The organism is Spiroplasma chrysopicola DF-1 (assembly GCF_000400935.1).
In the GTDB taxonomy this organism is placed as follows: Bacteria; Bacillota_I; Bacilli_A; order Mycoplasmatales; family Mycoplasmataceae; genus Spiroplasma; species Spiroplasma chrysopicola.
Genome location: NC_021280.1, coordinates 650,821 through 669,459, shown reverse-complemented (window position 1 = coordinate 669,459; position 18,639 = coordinate 650,821). Strand labels below are relative to the sequence as shown.

At 27.8% G+C, this 18,639-nt stretch carries 17 protein-coding genes; 15 read left to right on the top strand and 2 right to left on the bottom strand.

The features are described from left to right. Positions 1 to 256 precede the first annotated feature (256 nt). The 8 genes from SCHRY_RS03085 (at position 257) to SCHRY_RS03050 (ending at position 9,975) form a co-directional block, all read left to right on the top strand. Positions 257 to 2,218: an ABC transporter ATP-binding protein gene (locus tag SCHRY_RS03085; protein WP_016339009.1), complete on the top strand. Its 1,962-nt coding sequence runs from the start codon at positions 257 to 259 to the stop codon at positions 2,216 to 2,218. A 78-nt stretch (positions 2,219 to 2,296) separates the two neighbouring features. Next, positions 2,297 to 5,011, top strand: a complete 2,715-nt coding sequence (mgtA, locus tag SCHRY_RS03080; RefSeq protein WP_016339008.1) for a magnesium-translocating P-type ATPase — start codon at positions 2,297 to 2,299, stop codon at positions 5,009 to 5,011. An 80-nt stretch (positions 5,012 to 5,091) separates the two neighbouring features. Continuing rightward, positions 5,092 to 7,149, top strand: coding sequence for a cysteine peptidase family C39 domain-containing protein (locus SCHRY_RS03075; RefSeq protein ID WP_016339007.1), 2,058 nt, complete (start codon positions 5,092 to 5,094; stop codon positions 7,147 to 7,149). After that, complete coding sequence (locus SCHRY_RS03070; protein ID WP_016339006.1) at positions 7,136 to 7,522, top strand: hypothetical protein; 387 nt, start codon at positions 7,136 to 7,138, stop codon at positions 7,520 to 7,522. Before SCHRY_RS03075 ends, SCHRY_RS03070 begins: the two co-directional genes overlap by 14 nt. A gap of 17 nt (positions 7,523 to 7,539) precedes the next feature. Then, the gene (gene ybeY / locus SCHRY_RS03065) at positions 7,540 to 8,016 is read left to right on the top strand and encodes an rRNA maturation RNase YbeY (RefSeq protein ID WP_016339005.1); all 477 of its coding nucleotides are present in this window, start codon (positions 7,540 to 7,542) and stop codon (positions 8,014 to 8,016) included. 21 nt (positions 8,017 to 8,037) lie between these two features. Next, positions 8,038 to 8,469, top strand: a complete 432-nt coding sequence (locus tag SCHRY_RS03060) for a diacylglycerol kinase family protein (RefSeq protein ID WP_016339004.1) — start codon at positions 8,038 to 8,040, stop codon at positions 8,467 to 8,469. 10 nt (positions 8,470 to 8,479) lie between these two features. Further along, positions 8,480 to 8,875: a cytidine deaminase gene (gene cdd / locus SCHRY_RS03055; RefSeq protein ID WP_016339003.1), complete on the top strand. Its 396-nt coding sequence runs from the start codon at positions 8,480 to 8,482 to the stop codon at positions 8,873 to 8,875. Continuing rightward, on the top strand, positions 8,875 to 9,975 hold the full coding sequence (locus SCHRY_RS03050) for an alpha/beta hydrolase (protein ID WP_016339002.1): 1,101 nt from the start codon (positions 8,875 to 8,877) through the stop codon (positions 9,973 to 9,975). The genes cdd and SCHRY_RS03050 overlap by 1 nt, the downstream gene beginning before the upstream one ends. On the opposite strand, the gene SCHRY_RS03045 is transcribed toward SCHRY_RS03050, so the two are convergent. Next, the gene (locus SCHRY_RS03045; RefSeq protein WP_016339001.1) at positions 9,972 to 10,838 is read right to left on the bottom strand and encodes a hypothetical protein; all 867 of its coding nucleotides are present in this window, start codon (positions 10,836 to 10,838) and stop codon (positions 9,972 to 9,974) included. The two genes, SCHRY_RS03050 and SCHRY_RS03045, sit on opposite strands and share 4 nt — an antisense overlap. Before the next feature lie 126 nt (positions 10,839 to 10,964). On the opposite strand from SCHRY_RS03045, the gene rbfA reads away from it, so the two are divergent. After that, the gene (gene rbfA / locus SCHRY_RS03040; protein WP_016339000.1) at positions 10,965 to 11,306 is read left to right on the top strand and encodes a 30S ribosome-binding factor RbfA; all 342 of its coding nucleotides are present in this window, start codon (positions 10,965 to 10,967) and stop codon (positions 11,304 to 11,306) included. Between the two features lie 436 nt (positions 11,307 to 11,742). Continuing rightward, positions 11,743 to 11,913, top strand: coding sequence for an IS3 family transposase (locus SCHRY_RS05660; RefSeq protein WP_236607982.1), 171 nt, complete (start codon positions 11,743 to 11,745; stop codon positions 11,911 to 11,913). Between the two features lie 14 nt (positions 11,914 to 11,927). Here SCHRY_RS05660 and SCHRY_RS03030 read toward each other — a convergent pair whose 3' ends face one another. Further along, positions 11,928 to 12,791: a bifunctional 5,10-methylenetetrahydrofolate dehydrogenase/5,10-methenyltetrahydrofolate cyclohydrolase gene (locus SCHRY_RS03030; protein WP_016338999.1), complete on the bottom strand. Its 864-nt coding sequence runs from the start codon at positions 12,789 to 12,791 to the stop codon at positions 11,928 to 11,930. Between the two features lie 115 nt (positions 12,792 to 12,906). Here SCHRY_RS03030 and SCHRY_RS03025 point away from each other — a divergent pair, with 115 nt between their 5' ends. The 5 genes from SCHRY_RS03025 to SCHRY_RS03005 all read left to right on the top strand — a co-directional run bounded on the left by SCHRY_RS03025 (position 12,907) and on the right by SCHRY_RS03005 (position 18,441). Continuing rightward, complete coding sequence (locus SCHRY_RS03025) at positions 12,907 to 14,511, top strand: formate--tetrahydrofolate ligase (RefSeq protein ID WP_016338998.1); 1,605 nt, start codon at positions 12,907 to 12,909, stop codon at positions 14,509 to 14,511. Between the two features lie 13 nt (positions 14,512 to 14,524). Continuing rightward, entirely contained in the window at positions 14,525 to 15,871 is a 1,347-nt protein-coding gene (locus SCHRY_RS03020) for a hypothetical protein (protein ID WP_016338997.1), read from the top strand. A 77-nt stretch (positions 15,872 to 15,948) separates the two neighbouring features. After that, positions 15,949 to 16,413: a hypothetical protein gene (locus SCHRY_RS03015; RefSeq protein ID WP_016338996.1), complete on the top strand. Its 465-nt coding sequence runs from the start codon at positions 15,949 to 15,951 to the stop codon at positions 16,411 to 16,413. Between the two features lie 90 nt (positions 16,414 to 16,503). Then, positions 16,504 to 17,655: a bifunctional phosphopantothenoylcysteine decarboxylase/phosphopantothenate--cysteine ligase CoaBC gene (coaBC, locus tag SCHRY_RS03010; protein WP_016338995.1), complete on the top strand. Its 1,152-nt coding sequence runs from the start codon at positions 16,504 to 16,506 to the stop codon at positions 17,653 to 17,655. 15 nt (positions 17,656 to 17,670) lie between these two features. Then, positions 17,671 to 18,441, top strand: a complete 771-nt coding sequence (locus SCHRY_RS03005; RefSeq protein WP_016338994.1) for a type III pantothenate kinase — start codon at positions 17,671 to 17,673, stop codon at positions 18,439 to 18,441. Positions 18,442 to 18,639: the final 198 nt, after the last annotated feature.

Here is an 18,639-nt window from a genome sequence, read left to right as displayed (position 1 = left end):
TATTAAAAATAGTTAGGTAAAATAATAATTTAAGATAAATAAATTATTTTTTTGAACTAAAGAGCAACAGTTAAATTTAAATAACTGTTTTTTATTTTAAATAACTAAAAGGACTTCTATACTATTAAAATCATTATAATTTTAATTTGTAACTAAATTATTATTTAATTATAGCATTTGTAAAAATAATTAGGTTTTTTTATAATTTACGGTAAAATAAACATAGCATAAAACAATAATAACAAGGAGGAAAATAATGAGCACAACCAAAGCACAAGCAAGTACTAATAGTCACGAAGAAACTCTTGCTGCTAATACTCATGAAAAAGATAAAAAACCTTCAAAAATGGGTTTTTTTAAATTATTATCAATTTATTATAAGCAATACTGATTTCGATGATTATTGCTAATTATTTTTGTTATGTTAACAGCCGGGATCACTGTGGCGTTGCCAAAACTAACAAATATTGTTATGACTGAATTGCAAACGGGACTTTTGGCGCGAACAAGTTTAACAGATCCAGCAATGCCATGAATGACCTTAATTTATTGAGCAATTGGTTTCGCAGGCTCATTTATTGTGTCAGGAATCTTTTTATATTTACAAAACTGAGTAGGAGGTTCAATTTCACGAAAAATTGAAATTGATATTCGGTTAAAAGTTTTAAATAAGTTAATTGATTTAGATATGAATTATTACCATGATAAAAAAATGGGAGATATTTTAACAAGACTAATTTCTGATACGCAAATTTTAGGAGATCAAGCTTACCAAGTTCCCCAAAACTTTTTAAATGCTTTTTTTACATTTTTTGGTGCAATAGCGATTATGTTTACGTTAGATAACCGAATTTTACAATATACTATCGATAGTAGTGGACAAATAATTCCTCAAATTGATGAAAATGGTAATTATGTTTTTAAAGATGGAACAGGAACAGTTGCTGAATTATCAGGGATTATTCTAGGAGTTTCATTTGGAATTCTCTTGTTAACAGCCTTTTGTTTTACCTTTATTCGTCGTTTAATGTATAAACAACGTCAAGTTGTTTCAAATGTAAATGGGGATGTCAATGATCGTTTAAATGCGATACGTTTAATTAAATCTAGTGGAACTAGTCAATATGAAAAAGAACGTTTTACTGATATTCATAAAAACTACTATAAAGTAAGTATGCAAGCAATTCGAGCCCAGTCATTATTGATTGCCTTTGTTATTACTACTTTAACAAGTATGAATACAATTGCTTTAATTGTTGGGATTGTTTTTGTTAATCAACAAAAATTAGATCCAACCGTAATGTTATCAATTTCGATGAGTATTAACTCGTTAATTTTCCCAATTATTCAAGTTGTTCGTTTACTAGGTAATTTAGCACAAGCTTCAACATCATCAATGCGGGTAGCCGATATTTTTGAACAAACTTCAAAAATTGATGTCCATGAAGATCGCCAAGGTTTAAGTGATATTTCAGGTAATATTGTTTTTGAAAATGTTTATTTTAAATATGACAACGATGATGAAAAAGAACCTTATATTTTAGAGAACTTTAACTTTAAATTTACGCAAGGAAAATCATATGCCTTTGTTGGAGAAACTGGCGTTGGTAAATCAACAATTGCAAAGTTACTATTACGTTATTATGACCCTTCTAAAGGAACTATTTATGTTAATAATGATAAAAATTTAAAAGAAATTAATTTAAAATCATATTTAGACCATGTTGGTTATGTTGAACAAGAACCACAATTATTATATGGGACATTTTATGACAATATTGGTTATGGGGCCATGAATGTTAGCAAAGCTGATATTGAAGTAGCGGCTAAAAAAGCTGAGTTATATGATTTTATCTCATCATTGCCGGAAGGCTTTGATACAGTCTTAGGAGAACGTGGGTTTATTTTATCAGGGGGACAAAAACAACGATTAGTAATTGCCCGAATGTTCTTACGTAATCCTGAAATTTTAATTTTAGATGAAGCAACTAGTGCTTTAGATAATATCGTCGAAAAAGAAATTCAAGTTGAATTAGACAAATTAATGAAAGGACGCACAACAATTGTTATTGCCCATCGTTTAAGTACCATTAAAAATGTTGATCAAATTTTAGTGTTAGAAAAAGGGAAAGGCGTTTGTCAAACTGGAACCTTTGAAGAATTGAAAAAAGTTGATGGCCGCTTCAAAAAACTATATGAAGCGGGTTTAATGAATTAATTTATACCAAAAAAGATTTAGTTTCTTAAATCTTTTTTTATTTTTTAATGTTATGATATATTACATAGGAGAAAAGAAATGAAAAAAGTTAGTGCAAAAAGTTTAAATGATCATGATTTTTTTCTTCAATATCAATCCATTGCTAATGATAATGAAGAAAATTTACTTAATAGTCTAAAAATTCCTCAACTTGGTTATGATGATGAACAAGCAAATAATTTATTAAAAACAAAAACTTTTGCTCAAATCCGCCCAGAAAAATTTAGTTTTTTAAAAGAGATTTTTTTAACTTTTATTAATCCTTTTAATTTATTATTAATTTTTATTTTAGTTTTTCAAATTGTGAATTATATTATGACGAAATTTACTGACTCATTAGCTTTAGCTAGTGCCGTAATTATTCTAATTATGATGTTATTAAGTGCGATAATTTCAATCGTCCAAAACTATAAAGCTTTTCGAACATCAAAAGAATTGCAACAATTAGTTAAAAAAACAGCATTTATAATTCGCAATGGTGCCACAAAAATGGCTTTAATTAATGAACAAAATATTGCTAATTTGGTAACAAAAGTCCAAAAGATTGAAGCGCAAAAAATTGTTCCGGGGGATTTAATTTATTTATCAACAGGAGATATTGTTCCTTGTGATGTGCGGATTTTATATACCAAAAATTTATTAGTAAACCAATCAGTTCTAAATGGTGAATCAACACCCGCTTATAAAACAATTCTAAATAATAGTACAAACAAAGCCTTATTTGATATCTCTAACTTTTGTTTTATGGGTAGCAGTATCGTTGGGGGTAGTGCAATTGGTGTTGTCGTTAATACTGGGGCTGCAACTTATTTAGGGGCAATTAACACGGAATTACAAACAATTAAAGTTGAAACTAATTTTAATATTGGAATCAAAAAAGTTACCCGTTTAATTATTATAATGATTTTAGTGATGGTACCACTAGTATTAGTCTTAAATGGTGTGCGAACAGGGCAGTGGTTAAATGCAGTAGTTTTTGCGGTATCAGTCGCAGTTGGCTTAACGCCCGAATCATTGCCAATGATTGTCGCAGCTAATTTAACTAAAGGAAGTAAACGCTTAGCAAAACAAAAAGTTGTTATTAAGCAATTAGATGCGGTCCAAAATTTAGGGGCAATTGATGTCTTATGTACTGATAAAACTGGAACCCTAACGGAAGATGAAATTAAACTAGTTAATTACTATAATGTTAATAAAATTAATAATCCACAAGTTTTAAAATATGGTTATTTAAATAGTTATTTTCAAACTGGGATGCGTAATCAAATTGATAATGCCATTTTAGATTATAAAAGAGTTAATTATACTAGTGATTTAAAAGATAAGTATCAAATGTTAGATGAAATTCCTTTTGATTTTACTCGTCGTAAAATGTCAGTGTTATTAAATAATGTTGCTAAACAAGAACATACTTTAATTAGTAAAGGAGCGGTCGAAGAAATTTTAGCGGTTTGTAATTATCTTGATAATGATGGTGATATTTTATCGTTAGATCAAACCCAAAAGTTAAAAATAATAGAAGATTTACTATTGTTAAATCAAGCTGGTTTACGAGTAATTGCGATTGCTTATAAAAATACAACAAATTCGGCGGTGACAATTGCTGATGAGCAAGACTTAGTTTTTTTAGGGTTTTTATGTTTTACCGATGTTGTAAAAAAAGATGTTGAAGATACCTTAAAATTATTAAAAAAATATGGGGTGACAATGAAAATCTTAACTGGTGATTCCCCACAAGTAACAACTTCAGTTTGTACGCAAATTGGCTTAAAAGTTGATGGAACATTATTAGGAGAAGAAGTAGATGAATTATCCCCAGAACAATTAAAACATGCTGTTGAAACAACAACAATTTTTGCCAAATTAACCCCTTTACAAAAAGCAAAAGTAATTGATGTTTTAAAAAGTAATAAACATAAAGTTGGTTATATGGGCGATGGAATTAATGATGCGTTAGCGCTGCGAAAAAGTGATGTGGCGATTTCTGTTAATAATGCTACTGATATTGCTAAAGAAGCTTCCGATATTATTTTGTTAGAAAAATCACTGGCAGTTTTAGAACATGGAATTTTAGAAGGTCGTAATATTTTTGGAAATATTATTAAATATTTAAAAGTAACAATTGGGGCAAATTTTGGCTTGATGTTATCATTACTAATTGCTTCAGCTTGATTAGCATTTTCTCCAATGGCGCCAATTCAAATTTTATTTCAAAATTTATTATATGACTTTTCGCAAGTAGCGGTTGTTTTTGATAAAGTTGATCCTGATTTTTCCCAAAAACCGCGGAATTGAGATACGAAAGGGATACTTTCATTTACTTTTTGAAATGGTCCGTCAGTAACTTTTATTAGTGTTTTAAACTTTATTGTGATGGGCATCATTTTAACATCATTAGGAACAATGGGGCAAATTGATTATAATAACCCAGAAAATGTTAATTTAATTTATCAATTTCAAACAACAATGTTTACCGAAGGGGCAGTTTTACATATTTTAATGATATTTTTTATGCGAACAGATAAACTAAATCTATTTAAAAATCGCCCACCATTAGTTTTAGCATTACCGTTATTAGCAATTATCATCTTTGTTTTTGCTTTGCCATTTCTTCCCGTTGTGGGAAGTTGGATTCAATTAGCACCTCCACCAGTAATTTGGTATGCTTATTTAGCTGGTGGCGTCCTCTTATTTGCCGCGATTAGTATGGTTATTAAAATTATTTATATGAAAATTTATAAATTTTGATTATAAAACAGTTGCAAAACTGTTTTTTTATTAAAAGGAATTGCTCAGCTTCTGTGTTAAATAGTTAACAGAAAGGCTGGGGGGAAATGATTTATCCTTTTTTAAAACAAGAAAGTATTAATGACTGTGGTTTTGCCTGTTTAGGAATGTTAATTGAATATTATCATCAACAAAAAATTAGTTTATTAGATTTAAAAATGCAATATTATCATCCCGAAACAGCTTTAAGTATTTTTGATTTAGGGCAATTAGCAAATAAGTATCAACTAACTTTAACCCCATATCAAATTACTAGTCAAGAATTTGTTGAATTAAAAATAAACCAGCCCCTTATTGTGTATGTTAAAAATGAGGATGGGGATTTTCATTATATTATTATTTATGGGAAAAAAGGCCATAAATATTTAATGGCCGATCCTAGTACTGATAAAGTTAAATGAATTAGTAGGGATAATTTTTTAACAATTTTTCAGGGCATTATTTTATTTACTAAACAAGCAAATAAATGAGTTTCTAATCGAACATCATTTTTTACGTTGTTTGTTTTTCTAAAACCATATCGTAAAACTCTTTGTGCAATTTTTGCTTTAACTTTGCTCTTAAATTTATCCTTAATTTTTAGTAAAAGCTTTTTAAAAGTTTATTTTGACCAACTTACTAATGCTGTTAATAATGATCTGGGTATTATTTTTATTACGTTTATTATTATTTTAGTCTTTCGGTTATTTGTTAATTACTTTACTACGCTTTTAAACAATTATTTAAATCAACAAATTACCAAAAAACTGCTCGGCCAATTTATTAGTAATTTTAATCAATTATCGTATCAAGAAGTCACTAAAATTAGTCGCAGTAATTGAATAAAGTTACAAGAAGATCTGGCATTGTTAGCAACGTTTCTGGGTAGTCATCTGTCCCAACTATTAGTTACTTTTTTAATGTTTTTAATAAGTTTTTTTATTTTACTAATTATGAACAGCACAATTTTGGTTATTGTTTTAATTGAAAATATTTTATCTTTTTTAATGATGTTAGTATTTTTACATGTCCATAAGTATCATTATCAACTTTATTATAATCAAGGGGTAAAACTACAAAATGAAACCCTTGCCTTATATGATAGTTTTTTGTCTCAACGGGGTAGTAATTTAACAGGATATTTAAGTTATCAATGAGAACAACAATTAAACGCTTTTTTAACTAAAAACTTTAAACTCCAACAAGTTATTTTAGGACAAAATTTACTACAAAACTTTTTAAGTCAAATAATTAGTTATATTATTTTTTATTTTTCCTTTAACTTAATTTTTCATGCGGTTTTTAGTATTGGTGATTTATTATTTTATTCGGCGTTGGCGATTTATATGAATGATTTTATTATTAGTAATTCCGCTTTAATCGTTCAAAAAACAAAATTTTATGATGCTTTTATTCGAACGCGATCTTTTATCTTTAAACAAGCCCCAGAAGAAAGCGAAATTATTAGTTTACCTACTATTACAACTTTTAATTTAGTTGAATTATCTTATACAAATGATGCAGAAATGTTATTTAAAAATGTAAATTTAACTTTTTCTGGTCATCTCTTTCTTAAAGGTCGTAGTGGCATTGGTAAAACAACCTTATTGCTTTTATTAAGTAAAATGTTGTTAACCCAGCAGGGAGAAATTCGAATAAATAATAATTATAATTTGACGTTACTATCCCCAACCTTAATATCAACAAAAATTTATAGTCTTGTGCAGCAGCAATATTTATTTGCTGGAACGGTTTATGATAATATTACTAATTTTAATCAAGGTTGCAATTATCAAATTTTTAATTACGAAGAAATTCAAACAATTTTTCACCGTAATCAAATTAAATTAACAACATTCATTAACGCTAATGAATCTAGTCTTTCTAAAGGGCAAATTCAAATTATTAATTTTATTAAAATGCTAGGACAAGATCGTGATGTTTACTTAATTGATGAAGGGCTAAGCAATGTTGATAATGTTTCAAAAAAGATTTTAATCCAATTCTTACTTAAGTTAAAAAACAATAAAATTATTATTTATGCCGGTCATGATTTAATAATTGAACAATGCTTTAAGCAAATCGTTGATTTAGAAACGGAGTTTAATAGAAATGATAAAAGGTAAAGTTACTTTTTTAAGTCTTATTTTACTAACAATAACAATTTTTTTAATGTTATTTCTTAATTTAAATCAAGTTAAGGGCTTTGAGGGAGGCTATATTATCAAAAATGTTAATCCCCTTGATAATACTGAGTTTGAATTTCAGTTTATCCCAGCAAATAAAGCAAACGTTAACTTTAGTACTAAAAAAGGAATTCTTTATTTTCAGTATAATGAAACGTGGTTAAAAACAAACATTGATTTAAAACGAACAGCAACAGGAAGTTATTCGTTATCATCATGAGATGCATCCTATCAATTTCCGCTTTTTTTACCGGCAAAACTTGAATTACCCCCTAAAACAATGCTAAAATATTTAATAGATATTTTATTTTAAAAAAAGAGGGTGAATGGATGGTAGATATCTTTGACATTACTAACGAAACAGCGATTGATCTGGAAAAATATTTGCCTGATTTTGAAGCAATTTTTGCTCATGTTAAAACCGTCTTAGACATTACAGAACCGTTAGAATTATCATTAACGTTTGTTAATCCTACTACACAAGTAGAACTTAATCAACAATATCGTAATAAAGACTATGTTGCTGATGTGTTAACTTTTCCTCTTGAAGATGATAGTACAATAGATTTTGGTAAAATACTTGGGATTAGAGTTTTAGGCGATATTTTTATTTGTCCACAAAAAGCAATTGAACAGGCAGAAACTTATCAACATTCTTTGCGTCGTGAATTAGCTTTTTTATTTACTCATGGAATACTCCATATTTTAGGATATGATCATATTGCTTCAGCTGATGAAGAAATTATGTTTGGTTTACAACGAAAAATTTTAGATGATTTACAAATCACTCGAAATTTAATACAATAGAAACAGGAAATGAGGATTAACATGGCAGAAAATAGAAATTCAAATAAAAAAAAGGTTTTTTTTAAACTTCGGAACAAATTTTCAAATGCTTTTCGAGGGATTTATACTGCAATCAAAGAAGAATCAAGTTTAATTATTCACTTAATTGTTTCAGTTTTAATCATAGGTTTAGGGATTTGATTGCAAAAAGAAGTACCCAATGAGTTTGGTTATGTTCAATGAGCAATTTTATTATTAACAATTGGAATTGTAATTGGGTTTGAATTAATTAATACAATGGTTGAAAATTTTGTTGATTTATTATCCTTTGAATATAATATTAAGGCTAAAAAAATTAAAGATATTTGTGCCGCGGCAACTTTAATTAACTCTATTTTGGCGATTGCGATTGGTCTATTAATCTTGTTGCCCCCCTTAGTAGATGTAATTAAAATTTATTTAAAAATTAGTTAGGAGAATTATCATGGCAAATTATTTTGAAAAATTAGTACAGTTAAAAGAAAATGCATATGTTCCTTATTCAAATTTTCATGTAAGTGCAATTTGTTTATTACAAGATGGTCGTGAAGTTGCTGGAGTAAATATTGAAAATAGTGCATACCCAGTTGGGATTTGTGCTGAACGAACAGCAATTTCGCAAGTATATACCTTGGGATATCATAAAGAAGATATTGTTAAATTATTTCTCTATACTGAGAGCCAAAAAATGTCTTCTCCTTGTGGAATGTGTCGTCAGTTTATGATTGAGACTTTGCCCTTGGCAACACCAGTTGAAATATATAATTGTCATGGTAAACAACAAATAGTGACCGTTGCGGATTTATTACCATTTGCCTTTAATCAAGCGAGTTTAAAATAATGATGAAAAAACCAAAAATTCTGCCAAAGTTAAAATTTAATAATTCAAAAACAAAACAATATAATAATATTCCAGGGTTTTATAAAATAGTGCCTCCAGATCAAATCGAAGAATATTTAGCAGCAAATAAAATATATATTAAAATGTTTTATGCAATTCAAGATCGTCGAATGTTATTAACTCATAGCACATGGTGAAAACGAGGTTATGATTTAGAAGGGTATTGTAAAAAATATTTGGTTGATTTAACGACACGATTAAAAATTAAAGAAATGATGCCGACACCAAGGGAATTAGCAATAAAATGGGATATCCACGAATATGATGTTCCAGGTTATCAAGATGTGATGTTAAAAACTATTACAATTAAATCCTGAGTTAAAAATGACAATAATGATAAATGGGTTGTTGTTGCACATGGTTTAAATTCCCATAAATTCCGTAGTATTTTCTTTGGTTTGATTTATTTACGCCAGGGTTATAATATTATTGTTTTTGATCAACGTAACCATGGCCAATCAACAGGGGCGATTACTACGATGAGTAATTTTGAAAAACATGATTTAGAATGTATTGTTAATTTTGTAAAAACTTTACCAGTAATAAAAATTAACGAAATTAATTTTCATGGTTGATCAATGGGGACTTTTGTTATTGTTGAATATTTAAAAATGATTAGTGGTAAAAACGAACCAGTTGGCTGGGTGGTATTAGATTCAACAGTTAATCGTTTAAGCGAATTATATTATTACTATATGAATAATTTAAAAATTAATTATTATGAACATTATTATGCGATTAAATTATATGCGGAACAGCAACGTGGTTATGATCCAGAAGAAATTAATCCTGGTGAAAATTTAGATTTAGTGGCATCAATCCCATTTTTATATATTTTAAATCAAAAGGACCACGCAACGCCTTATCAAATGGGCAATCAGGCTTTTTATAATAAAAAAAGATTTGAAAAACCAGCCCTTAGTCGTAAAATCTTATTTAATTGTGATCATGTGCGGGGAATTCACTATGATCCTGTTAATTATTTAAATGAAATTAATTTGTTTATTACAAATTGTAGTAACAAAAAAGAAAGCAACTAACTACTTTCTTTTTTCTTTTTTGTTTTAATTTTAATTATGATTTTTTCATATCAGAGCACTTTATTTTGATTTTTTAAAAAAACTTTATACATTGCATTATTTAATCAGGTTAATAAAAGTTGAAGGCCTCCAAAAATAATGAAGAAGATAAAACCGATTAAGAAAACCATTCCGGTTGGCGAAACATTTTTAATAAAAGGATCATAAATATCTAAAAAAGGATAGGGGAAAGCTCATACTGTTTCATAATCAAGTAATCAAATTTTTGCTCGAATTAAGACATAAATTCAATAGAATAAGGGATAACTACATGAAAGTCATAAATCTTTGATTCAAAATTCTTTTTTTAAACTGATAGTTGTTGTACCAAAAGAAATAAAAACATAGATAAAAAATAAAATTGGCAAGATAAAATGGGTTACAGTTGTACAAGCCTTTTGAGCGGTAGTAAAGTCGCCTAAATTTAATTGATTAGTACGAAAACCAGTAATGATACCAATTCAAAAAATAATAAACATAATAATATCTCAATTAAGAATTGCTAATTTAACATTAACCCCAAAGAATCATGTTTTATTTTCTTTATGATGATTAAAAATGCTAAGAATTAGTCAAACAATTGTAATAATATTAACTTGTACGGAATAAAAACTCATTAATAAATCAAAATTTTGAAAATGAGCATGATTTTGAAAAAATTTGTTTTGAACAACTATTGATGAGAACGGTTTTATATATCAATATTCAACAAAAACATCCATGTAAAAACCATAAATTAAAAATCCTAAAGATAATCCGGCAGTAAATATTTTAAAATATCATAGATAATCTTTATATCATATTTTATTTAAATGTTTTTTCATTGTTGCCTCTTTCAAATTATCAATATTTTTTTAATAGTACACTAAATAAAGTTTTTATTCAAGACCTATCATTACTAACACTTTTAAGTATAATTAAACTATATAACAAATGAAAAGAGGATTTATATGAAAAATTCAGTTAAAGTTGAAAGAATGCAATCAATTATTGTCCGTGAAATAACATTAATTATGCAACGCGAAATTAAAGAACCGCTAATTAACCAAATTATTATTCATGATGTTAAATTAACAAGTGACCTAGGTTATGCTAAAGTTTATTATTCATTGTTATTAGAACAAAAACAAGAAGAAGTTGAATCCGTTCTTGAAAGTTATCGTAAAGAAATTCGTAGTAAACTATCTAAAAAATTAGATATTTATAAATGTCCAGAATTAGAATTTATCTATGATAATACTTTAGCAAATGCTAATCGAATTAATGATATTTTAGATAAAATTAAGCAATAATTAATAAAAAAGTTACTTAGTAATGAATGAATACCTAAAATAAGATAGAGACATAAAAAGTTAGTTATGTGTCATAAATTTATTAAAAGGTATTTTTTTATTATGGGAACAAAATGATTTGCAAAGAACGAAAAACTTAATATTTTAAAATATTGCAAAGAAAATGGTTGAGCAAAAACAATTAAAAATTTTAAATTCCAACCCCAACTTTTGAAATTTTGGACTACCAAATCAGTAATAATTTAGAAAAAGAATTTCTTTTTAAAAACATAATTAGTTTTTGAGTAAAAGTTGGAAAACCATCAACTTGAGTTCTACAATCCGATCAAGGTTTTTATTATACAAATTCTGATTATGAAAAATTATGCAATTATCTTGGGATTAAGATCTCAATGGTTAGACGTGGAAACTCTTATGATAATGCCCATACAGAATCATGATTTGGTACTATGAAAACTGAATTTTTATATCATATAAAAAGAAAAAACAATCAGCCAAATGAATTATTAAAAATTTACCTAAATATATCTATTTTTACAACAATTTTAAGTCTCAAGCCAAATTAAAAGGAATGAATCCTGTTCAATACAGAAAATCATTCCCTTAAGTAACTTTTTTATTTTATAAATGAGATTGATATAATAAAATTAAGTTTTGCAATAAAGCCGCAATTGTCATTGGCCCAACTCCACCAGGAACAGGAGTGATTTGCTTAACATAGTCAATCACATTTGCAAAATCTACATCACCACATAATTTATTATTTTGGTCATAATTGGTACCAACATCAATAATAATAACATCTTTTTTCAACATTTCTTTGGTGATAAAATTTGCTTTTCCTATTGCAACTATCAAGATGTCAGCTTGTTTTGTTAATGTTGCTAAATTTTTTGTTTTTGAATGACAAACAGTAATTGTCCCATTAGCATTTAAAACTAAATTTGCAATTGGCTTTCCCACAATATTACTACGCCCAACAATAACAACATGCTTACCTGTTAAGTCAATTTTATTGTATTCAAGCAAATTCATGATTCCTTTTGGTGTTGCTGGTAAGACGATTTCATTTGGTGAGGCATTACTCAATAACATTTTTCCAAGAATTGTTGGTGAAAAACCATCAACATCTTTTTCAATCGCAATTGTTTCGGTAATTAGTAAGGAATTAATTTGTGGTGGTAAGGGGAGTTGAACTAGGATTCCATCAACACTATTATCATTATTTAACTGTTTAATTTGGTTTACTAAAATTTCTTCACTAATATCTGAGGGCTGCTTAATAATTTCACAAATAATGCCAACTTTTTCACAAGCTATTTTTTTGTTTTTGATATATGTTGTACTAGCTGCTAAATCGCCAACTTGAATAATAACCAATTTTGGTTCCCGATAACCTTTATTTTTTCTTGCATTAATTTCTCCTTTTATTTCCTCTTTAATTTGTGCACTAATTTGTTTCCCATCAATTATTTTGTTAACCATTATTACATTTCTCCTTTAGTATGATAAAATATTGCTATAATTATTATAACAATTTAATGTTTATAAAATATTTTTTTTGTTAATTTAATAATAAAAAGAGAGGATTTAGCCTGTTATGAAAGATATTAAAGCAATTGCAAGAAAACTTGGTCTAACAACAGAGCAATTAATTTTCTATGGTAATCATATTGCAAAAGTTAAAGCAGAGGTTTTTACCAGTCTTCCTCGCAAAGGAAAATTAATTTTAGTAACGGCAATTAATCCAACAAAAGCCGGAGAAGGTAAAACAACTTCTGCGATTGGGATTGCTGATTTAATGAATCATTTAAATTATTCAGTAGTTTTAGCTTTACGTGAGCCATCATTAGGACCTGTTTTTGGTTTAAAAGGAGCAGCCACTGGGGGTGGAGAATGTATTATTGTTCCTGAACCAGAAATTAATTTACATTTTACCGGAGATTTCCATGCTATTACTAGTGCCAATAATTTAGTTTCAGCAGTTATTGACAATATCTTATATTGAAATAATTCGTTAGCAATTGATCCTAATAAAATCATTTGACAACGTTGTCTGGATATCAATGATCGCGCTTTGCGTAATGTAACATTAAATTTAGGACATAACATTGTTCGTTCTGAGCACTTTCAAATTACCGCGGCAAGTGAAATTATGGCAATTTTATCTTTGAGCAAAAATTTAGCAGATTTAGAAGAACGTTTAAATGATACAATTGTTGCTTATAATTTCCAGCAAGAACCAATCTATTTAAAAGAATTAAAAATATCGGGATCTATTATGGCATTATTAAAAGACGCAATTCGCCCTAATCTAGTTCAAACAAAATACCATACCCCAGCTTTTGTTCATTGTGGGCCATTTGCTAATATTTCTCATGGAACAAATTCATTAATTGCAACTGATTTAGCACTAAAATTAGCTGACTATGTTGTTACTGAAACTGGGTTTGGCAGTGATTTAGGATTTGAAAAATTTAATGATATTATTAATTTGCAACAAGAATATACCCCTGCTTGTACTGTCTTAGTTGTGACAATTCGGGCTTTAAAACTTCATGGTGGAATGTCAGAAGAGAAGCTAGATTTAGTTGATTTAATTACTTTACAAAAAGGCTTTGACCATTTAAATAAGCACATAAATATTATTAAACAATATAATTTACCATTTGTAGTGTGTATTAATAAATTTTCCCAAGATGATGCTAGCGAATTGAAATGTTTAGAAGAATGATTAGTTGCTCAAACTGTCAGTTATGCTATTAATACAACTTATCAAAATGGAGTTAACGCCGATAGTGATTTGGTTAATAAAATAATTGCAAAAACAAGAGAGGACCAAGAATATCAGCCTTTATTTAATCCACAAACAACAACAGTTACTGCTAAAATTCTAACAATTTGTCAAAAGATTTATGGGGTGGAAAAGGTTATTTTTTCTGAAATGGCTGAAAAAAAACTTAATAAATATAATGCCAGTGATTTTCGTCATTGACCGGTTTGTATGGCTAAAAATCATCAAACAATTAGTGGTAATAATGATGGTAATGATAATGCAATTTCGGTTCGGGATGTTAAAATAAATTCAGGAGCAAAGTATTTTATTATTTATTTATCTGATATTATTACATTACCAGGTTTAAATAGAACCCCAAATGCTAATAATATTAGTTTAATCGATGATAAAATAATTAATATTAAATAGGACAGGGAACACAATGAAAGCTAAAAAAGCAAAGTTTTTAGAATTGAATAGTATTGTCAAAAAACACTTTGATTTACAAATTAATTTTCGACACAAAATTAAAGCTATTTTTGAACATTATCGTGAAGTTTTTAATGCGTTAGGTTATGAAACTGTTGCTTTAGGTGAATATGGCTGTAAAACAATGACAAAATATGGCAAGTTGGAGTTAGAAATTGCAGTAATTAAGCATTTTCCCCAGGAAAAAACTGGTCTTCGCGATAAGATGTTTCAAGATATTGGCAAAGAAGTTAAACGCTTTAGTGGCTGTGACCCATTTCAAAAAAATACTCAAAATGAAGGATATTTAGAGTATAAAATTGACGATGAAATTATTTTAACAATTCGAATTATTCCGTTTGTTTATAAAAAAAATAGTAATGATGAGTTAGTCTATGTTTTCTGACGAAATGGGATTGAAAAAAAAGATAATGTTATTAGTGTTGTAAAGGCTTTTAATAAGGCAAATAAAATTTCCAATAATTTGTTACGATCATTGGTAAAAATGATTAAATATGTTGTTGGCAGTGAGTTTGGTTATTATTACATTATTTATATTATGGTTTTACGATGATTTTATGAATATTTTGTCAAACAATATGATAAATATTTACAAAAAGTAACCTCTGATGTTGATTTAGATGAAAAAACATTAGCAAAATATCGTAGTACTACTTTTCAAAAAAATTGATTTATTAATAATATTGATGGGGAAGAATTAATTTTCTATATTCTTGAACGCTATTGAATGTCTGAAACTTATTATTTTCGGGAATTAGAATTTATTGAAGAAGAAATTTTCGAATCAATTTCTCGTTATAGTTGGTATACTAATAGTTGTTTTTTAACTCCATATGATTATTTTATTGATTTTAAAATATTTAATTTAAAAAATTATAATGATTTAAATTATATTCAAAATGAGTTAAAAAAATCTGAGTTATCCCGAATTCACTATGACTTTTGTCGTAACCATGATTTAAGTTTATATGTGACACCAATTAAGGTTGCCGGACCAGTTGGGTTTATCAATTATGCGATTAATTTTAAAAAGAAGGCAACAGAATTGTTTAAAAAATTACCAGCTGAAAAAAGACGGGATGCAATTAGTGTTAATCAACGCGAAATTATGGAAGAATTAAATCTAATTGCCCATAAGTGATTAGCAACTTATCGTAATAAATCAACTTATATTAAAACCTATTTTGATTATAAATATCCAATTATTTCAGCCTCAAATTACTATATGCGCTTACAAGCAATGCTTTCAGCTGTTGAAAATTTAAAAAATGATGACTATATTATTGGTTATGATAATTAATAATCTTTTTAAAAATTAATTTATAATTAAAAAACTATGCTATAATATTACAGCAAGAAAAATTATGAGGTGAAAAAGTGGAAGTAAAATATTATAATGGTAGTAAGTTCTACAATTCAGTAATAAAAGAACTAACTTTAATTACTGACAATGAGCATATTACTTCAAATGTTAATCCAATTTTTAGTTTAAAAGTTAAAGTCTATTATTTAAATAAAAATGTTAATAATGATTTAGCAACAAAAGATAAAATGATTGCGGAATTAATTCAAGAGAAAACCTCAGGATTAGAGCGAACAATTATTGGGATTGTTAAAGAGTTTGCCGATTTGCACTATAACGTTTATAAAAAAGAAGCAGATTTGCATTACATGTATTTAAAGTTTTTAAAAGAAGTAAAAATTATTACATTAGAAAATTATGGCTCAAGATTAAATTATGTTCGAACATTTTACTATCGTTATTTAGAATGAATGGCTTGAACAGAACAATTAAATTATGTTCGAACAGATGCAAAGAAGATGTTACGTTCGAATGGATAAAAAATATATTTAGTAAAATATATTTTTTATTTTATTGAAATAGGATATTATTAGTTTTAGATAAGAAATAGGTTAAGGGAGTTAACGACTGTGGCTAAAATAATTTTAATTCTAACAAGTAGTATTGCTGCCCCAAAAGGTTTAGCACTATATCAAAAATTAAAAGTTCTCCATGATGTTAAATTAGTGTTAACACCAGATGTTAAGTATTTTTTACCAGAATCACCACCAGATGCTTTTAGCGAGTTATTTACTCAACAATACTATGATAAAAATAGTAAGTCACTTCACATTGATTTAGCTTCGCAAGCTGATTTATTAGTTTGTTATTCAGCAAGTCATAATTTTATTGCCAAAATTACTACTGGAATTACTGATAATTTGGCTAGTTTAGTTTATAGCGCTAGTGATTGTTATAAAATGCTGTTTCCGGCAATGAATAATGTCATGTATCAATCAGCAGCTAACCAACGTAATCTTAAACAACTAATTGCAGATGGTGTCGGAGTTTTTCCACCCAAAGTGGGGCTGTTAGCTTGTAAAACCGTTGGAATTGGCCGGGCATGAGAATGAGAAGATGTCGATCAAACAATTAGTAAATATTTAACTTATCTAGATAAGTTAAAAGGGAAAAAGGTATTACTAAATTTTGGCCGAACAAAGACATATCTTGATGATATTCGTTATTTAACAAATAATTCTTCTGGTTTAATGGGTGATGCCTTACATCAAATATTAACTTGGAGTCGCTGTGGGCTAACAACCGTTGTTGGGGATACAGATTTTCCTCTATATTATGATCATATTAAAGTTAATACTAATCAGGAAATGCTAGGGGAAATGGAAAACTACTTTGCTCAGCAAGATATCGTCATTTGCTGTGCTGCTTTAAATGATTATCAAATTAAAGAACCTTTTAAAGGTAAAATTGCAAAACGACAAAACCCATCTTTAAAATTGACATTAGATAAAAATATTGATGTTCTTGCCCAGCTGGGGTTAAAAAAGACCCACCAATTTTTAGTTGGTTTTAGTGCTCAAAATGATTTTGATTTAAATTATGCTCGTCAGAAATTAATTGATAAAAACCTTGATTTATTAATTATTAATCAAACAAGTAGTATGCAACAAAGTGATAATGAAATTATCTTTTTAACAAAAACTGAGGTTGAAAAAATTAATAAGGCCTCAAAACTAACAATTGCAGGGCAAATTATTCAAAAGATTATTAGTCAATGCTAGAAATGAGGATTTAAAATGGAAGTATTAGTTGATATTGGTAATACGGCAATTAAATTTGCAATTAGTGATAATAAAAACCTTATCCCGTTTTTAATTATTCCTAGTCAAAACATTTTAACAGAAAAATATTTATTTGATAAATTAGAAATGGGAATAATAGCAATTGGCAAAAAACTAAAAGATATTCGTTTATTATGTTTATCATCAGTTCGTCCAATGTGAGATAACTTATTTCGTCAGTTAGCACAAGATATGCAATGAGCATTTTATCAAGTTAAAACAAATTTAACTGTTCCAGAAAGTTTTTTAGCTGTTCCAAATCCGCGAAATGTTGGGGCGGATATTTTAGTTGGCGCTTATGCTGCCGTTCAAAATTATCAAAAAGATAATTGTATTATTGTTAATATGGGAACAGCAACAACAATCACTTTAGTAAAACAAAAACAATTAATTGGTACGATTATTATGCCAGGGTTAGAAACGTCAGCTATTGCATTATTTAATAGTGCCCAACTATTACAAGAATTTGAATATACTTTAGAAACAGATAAGTACATTGGTCAAAATACCAAAGAAGCTATTAATTTGGGACTTGTTAATGGCCATGGTTATGCCGTTAAAAGTTTAGTTGAACATATTCAACAACAAATCCCTGGTTTAACTGTAATTTTAACTGGTGGAAATAGTAAATACTTTCAAACTTTTTTTCCAACATATTGCAGTGATGAAACCCTAATTTTCAAAGGTTTATTAGCATTATTAATTGATAATAAAGTTATTAAATAAAATAAAACAGTACTATAAAAGTACTGTTTTATTTTGAGATATTTTGTATAAAAGGCCAGTTAAGTATTATACACTTATTAGTTCGTTTCTTTATTATTAAATCAATAAAGATTACTTAATCTTTCCTTCTGAATACTATATTTGATTTATCCATATTGTCTTACTTAAGACTTTGTAATTATATTACAAATTTTTTAA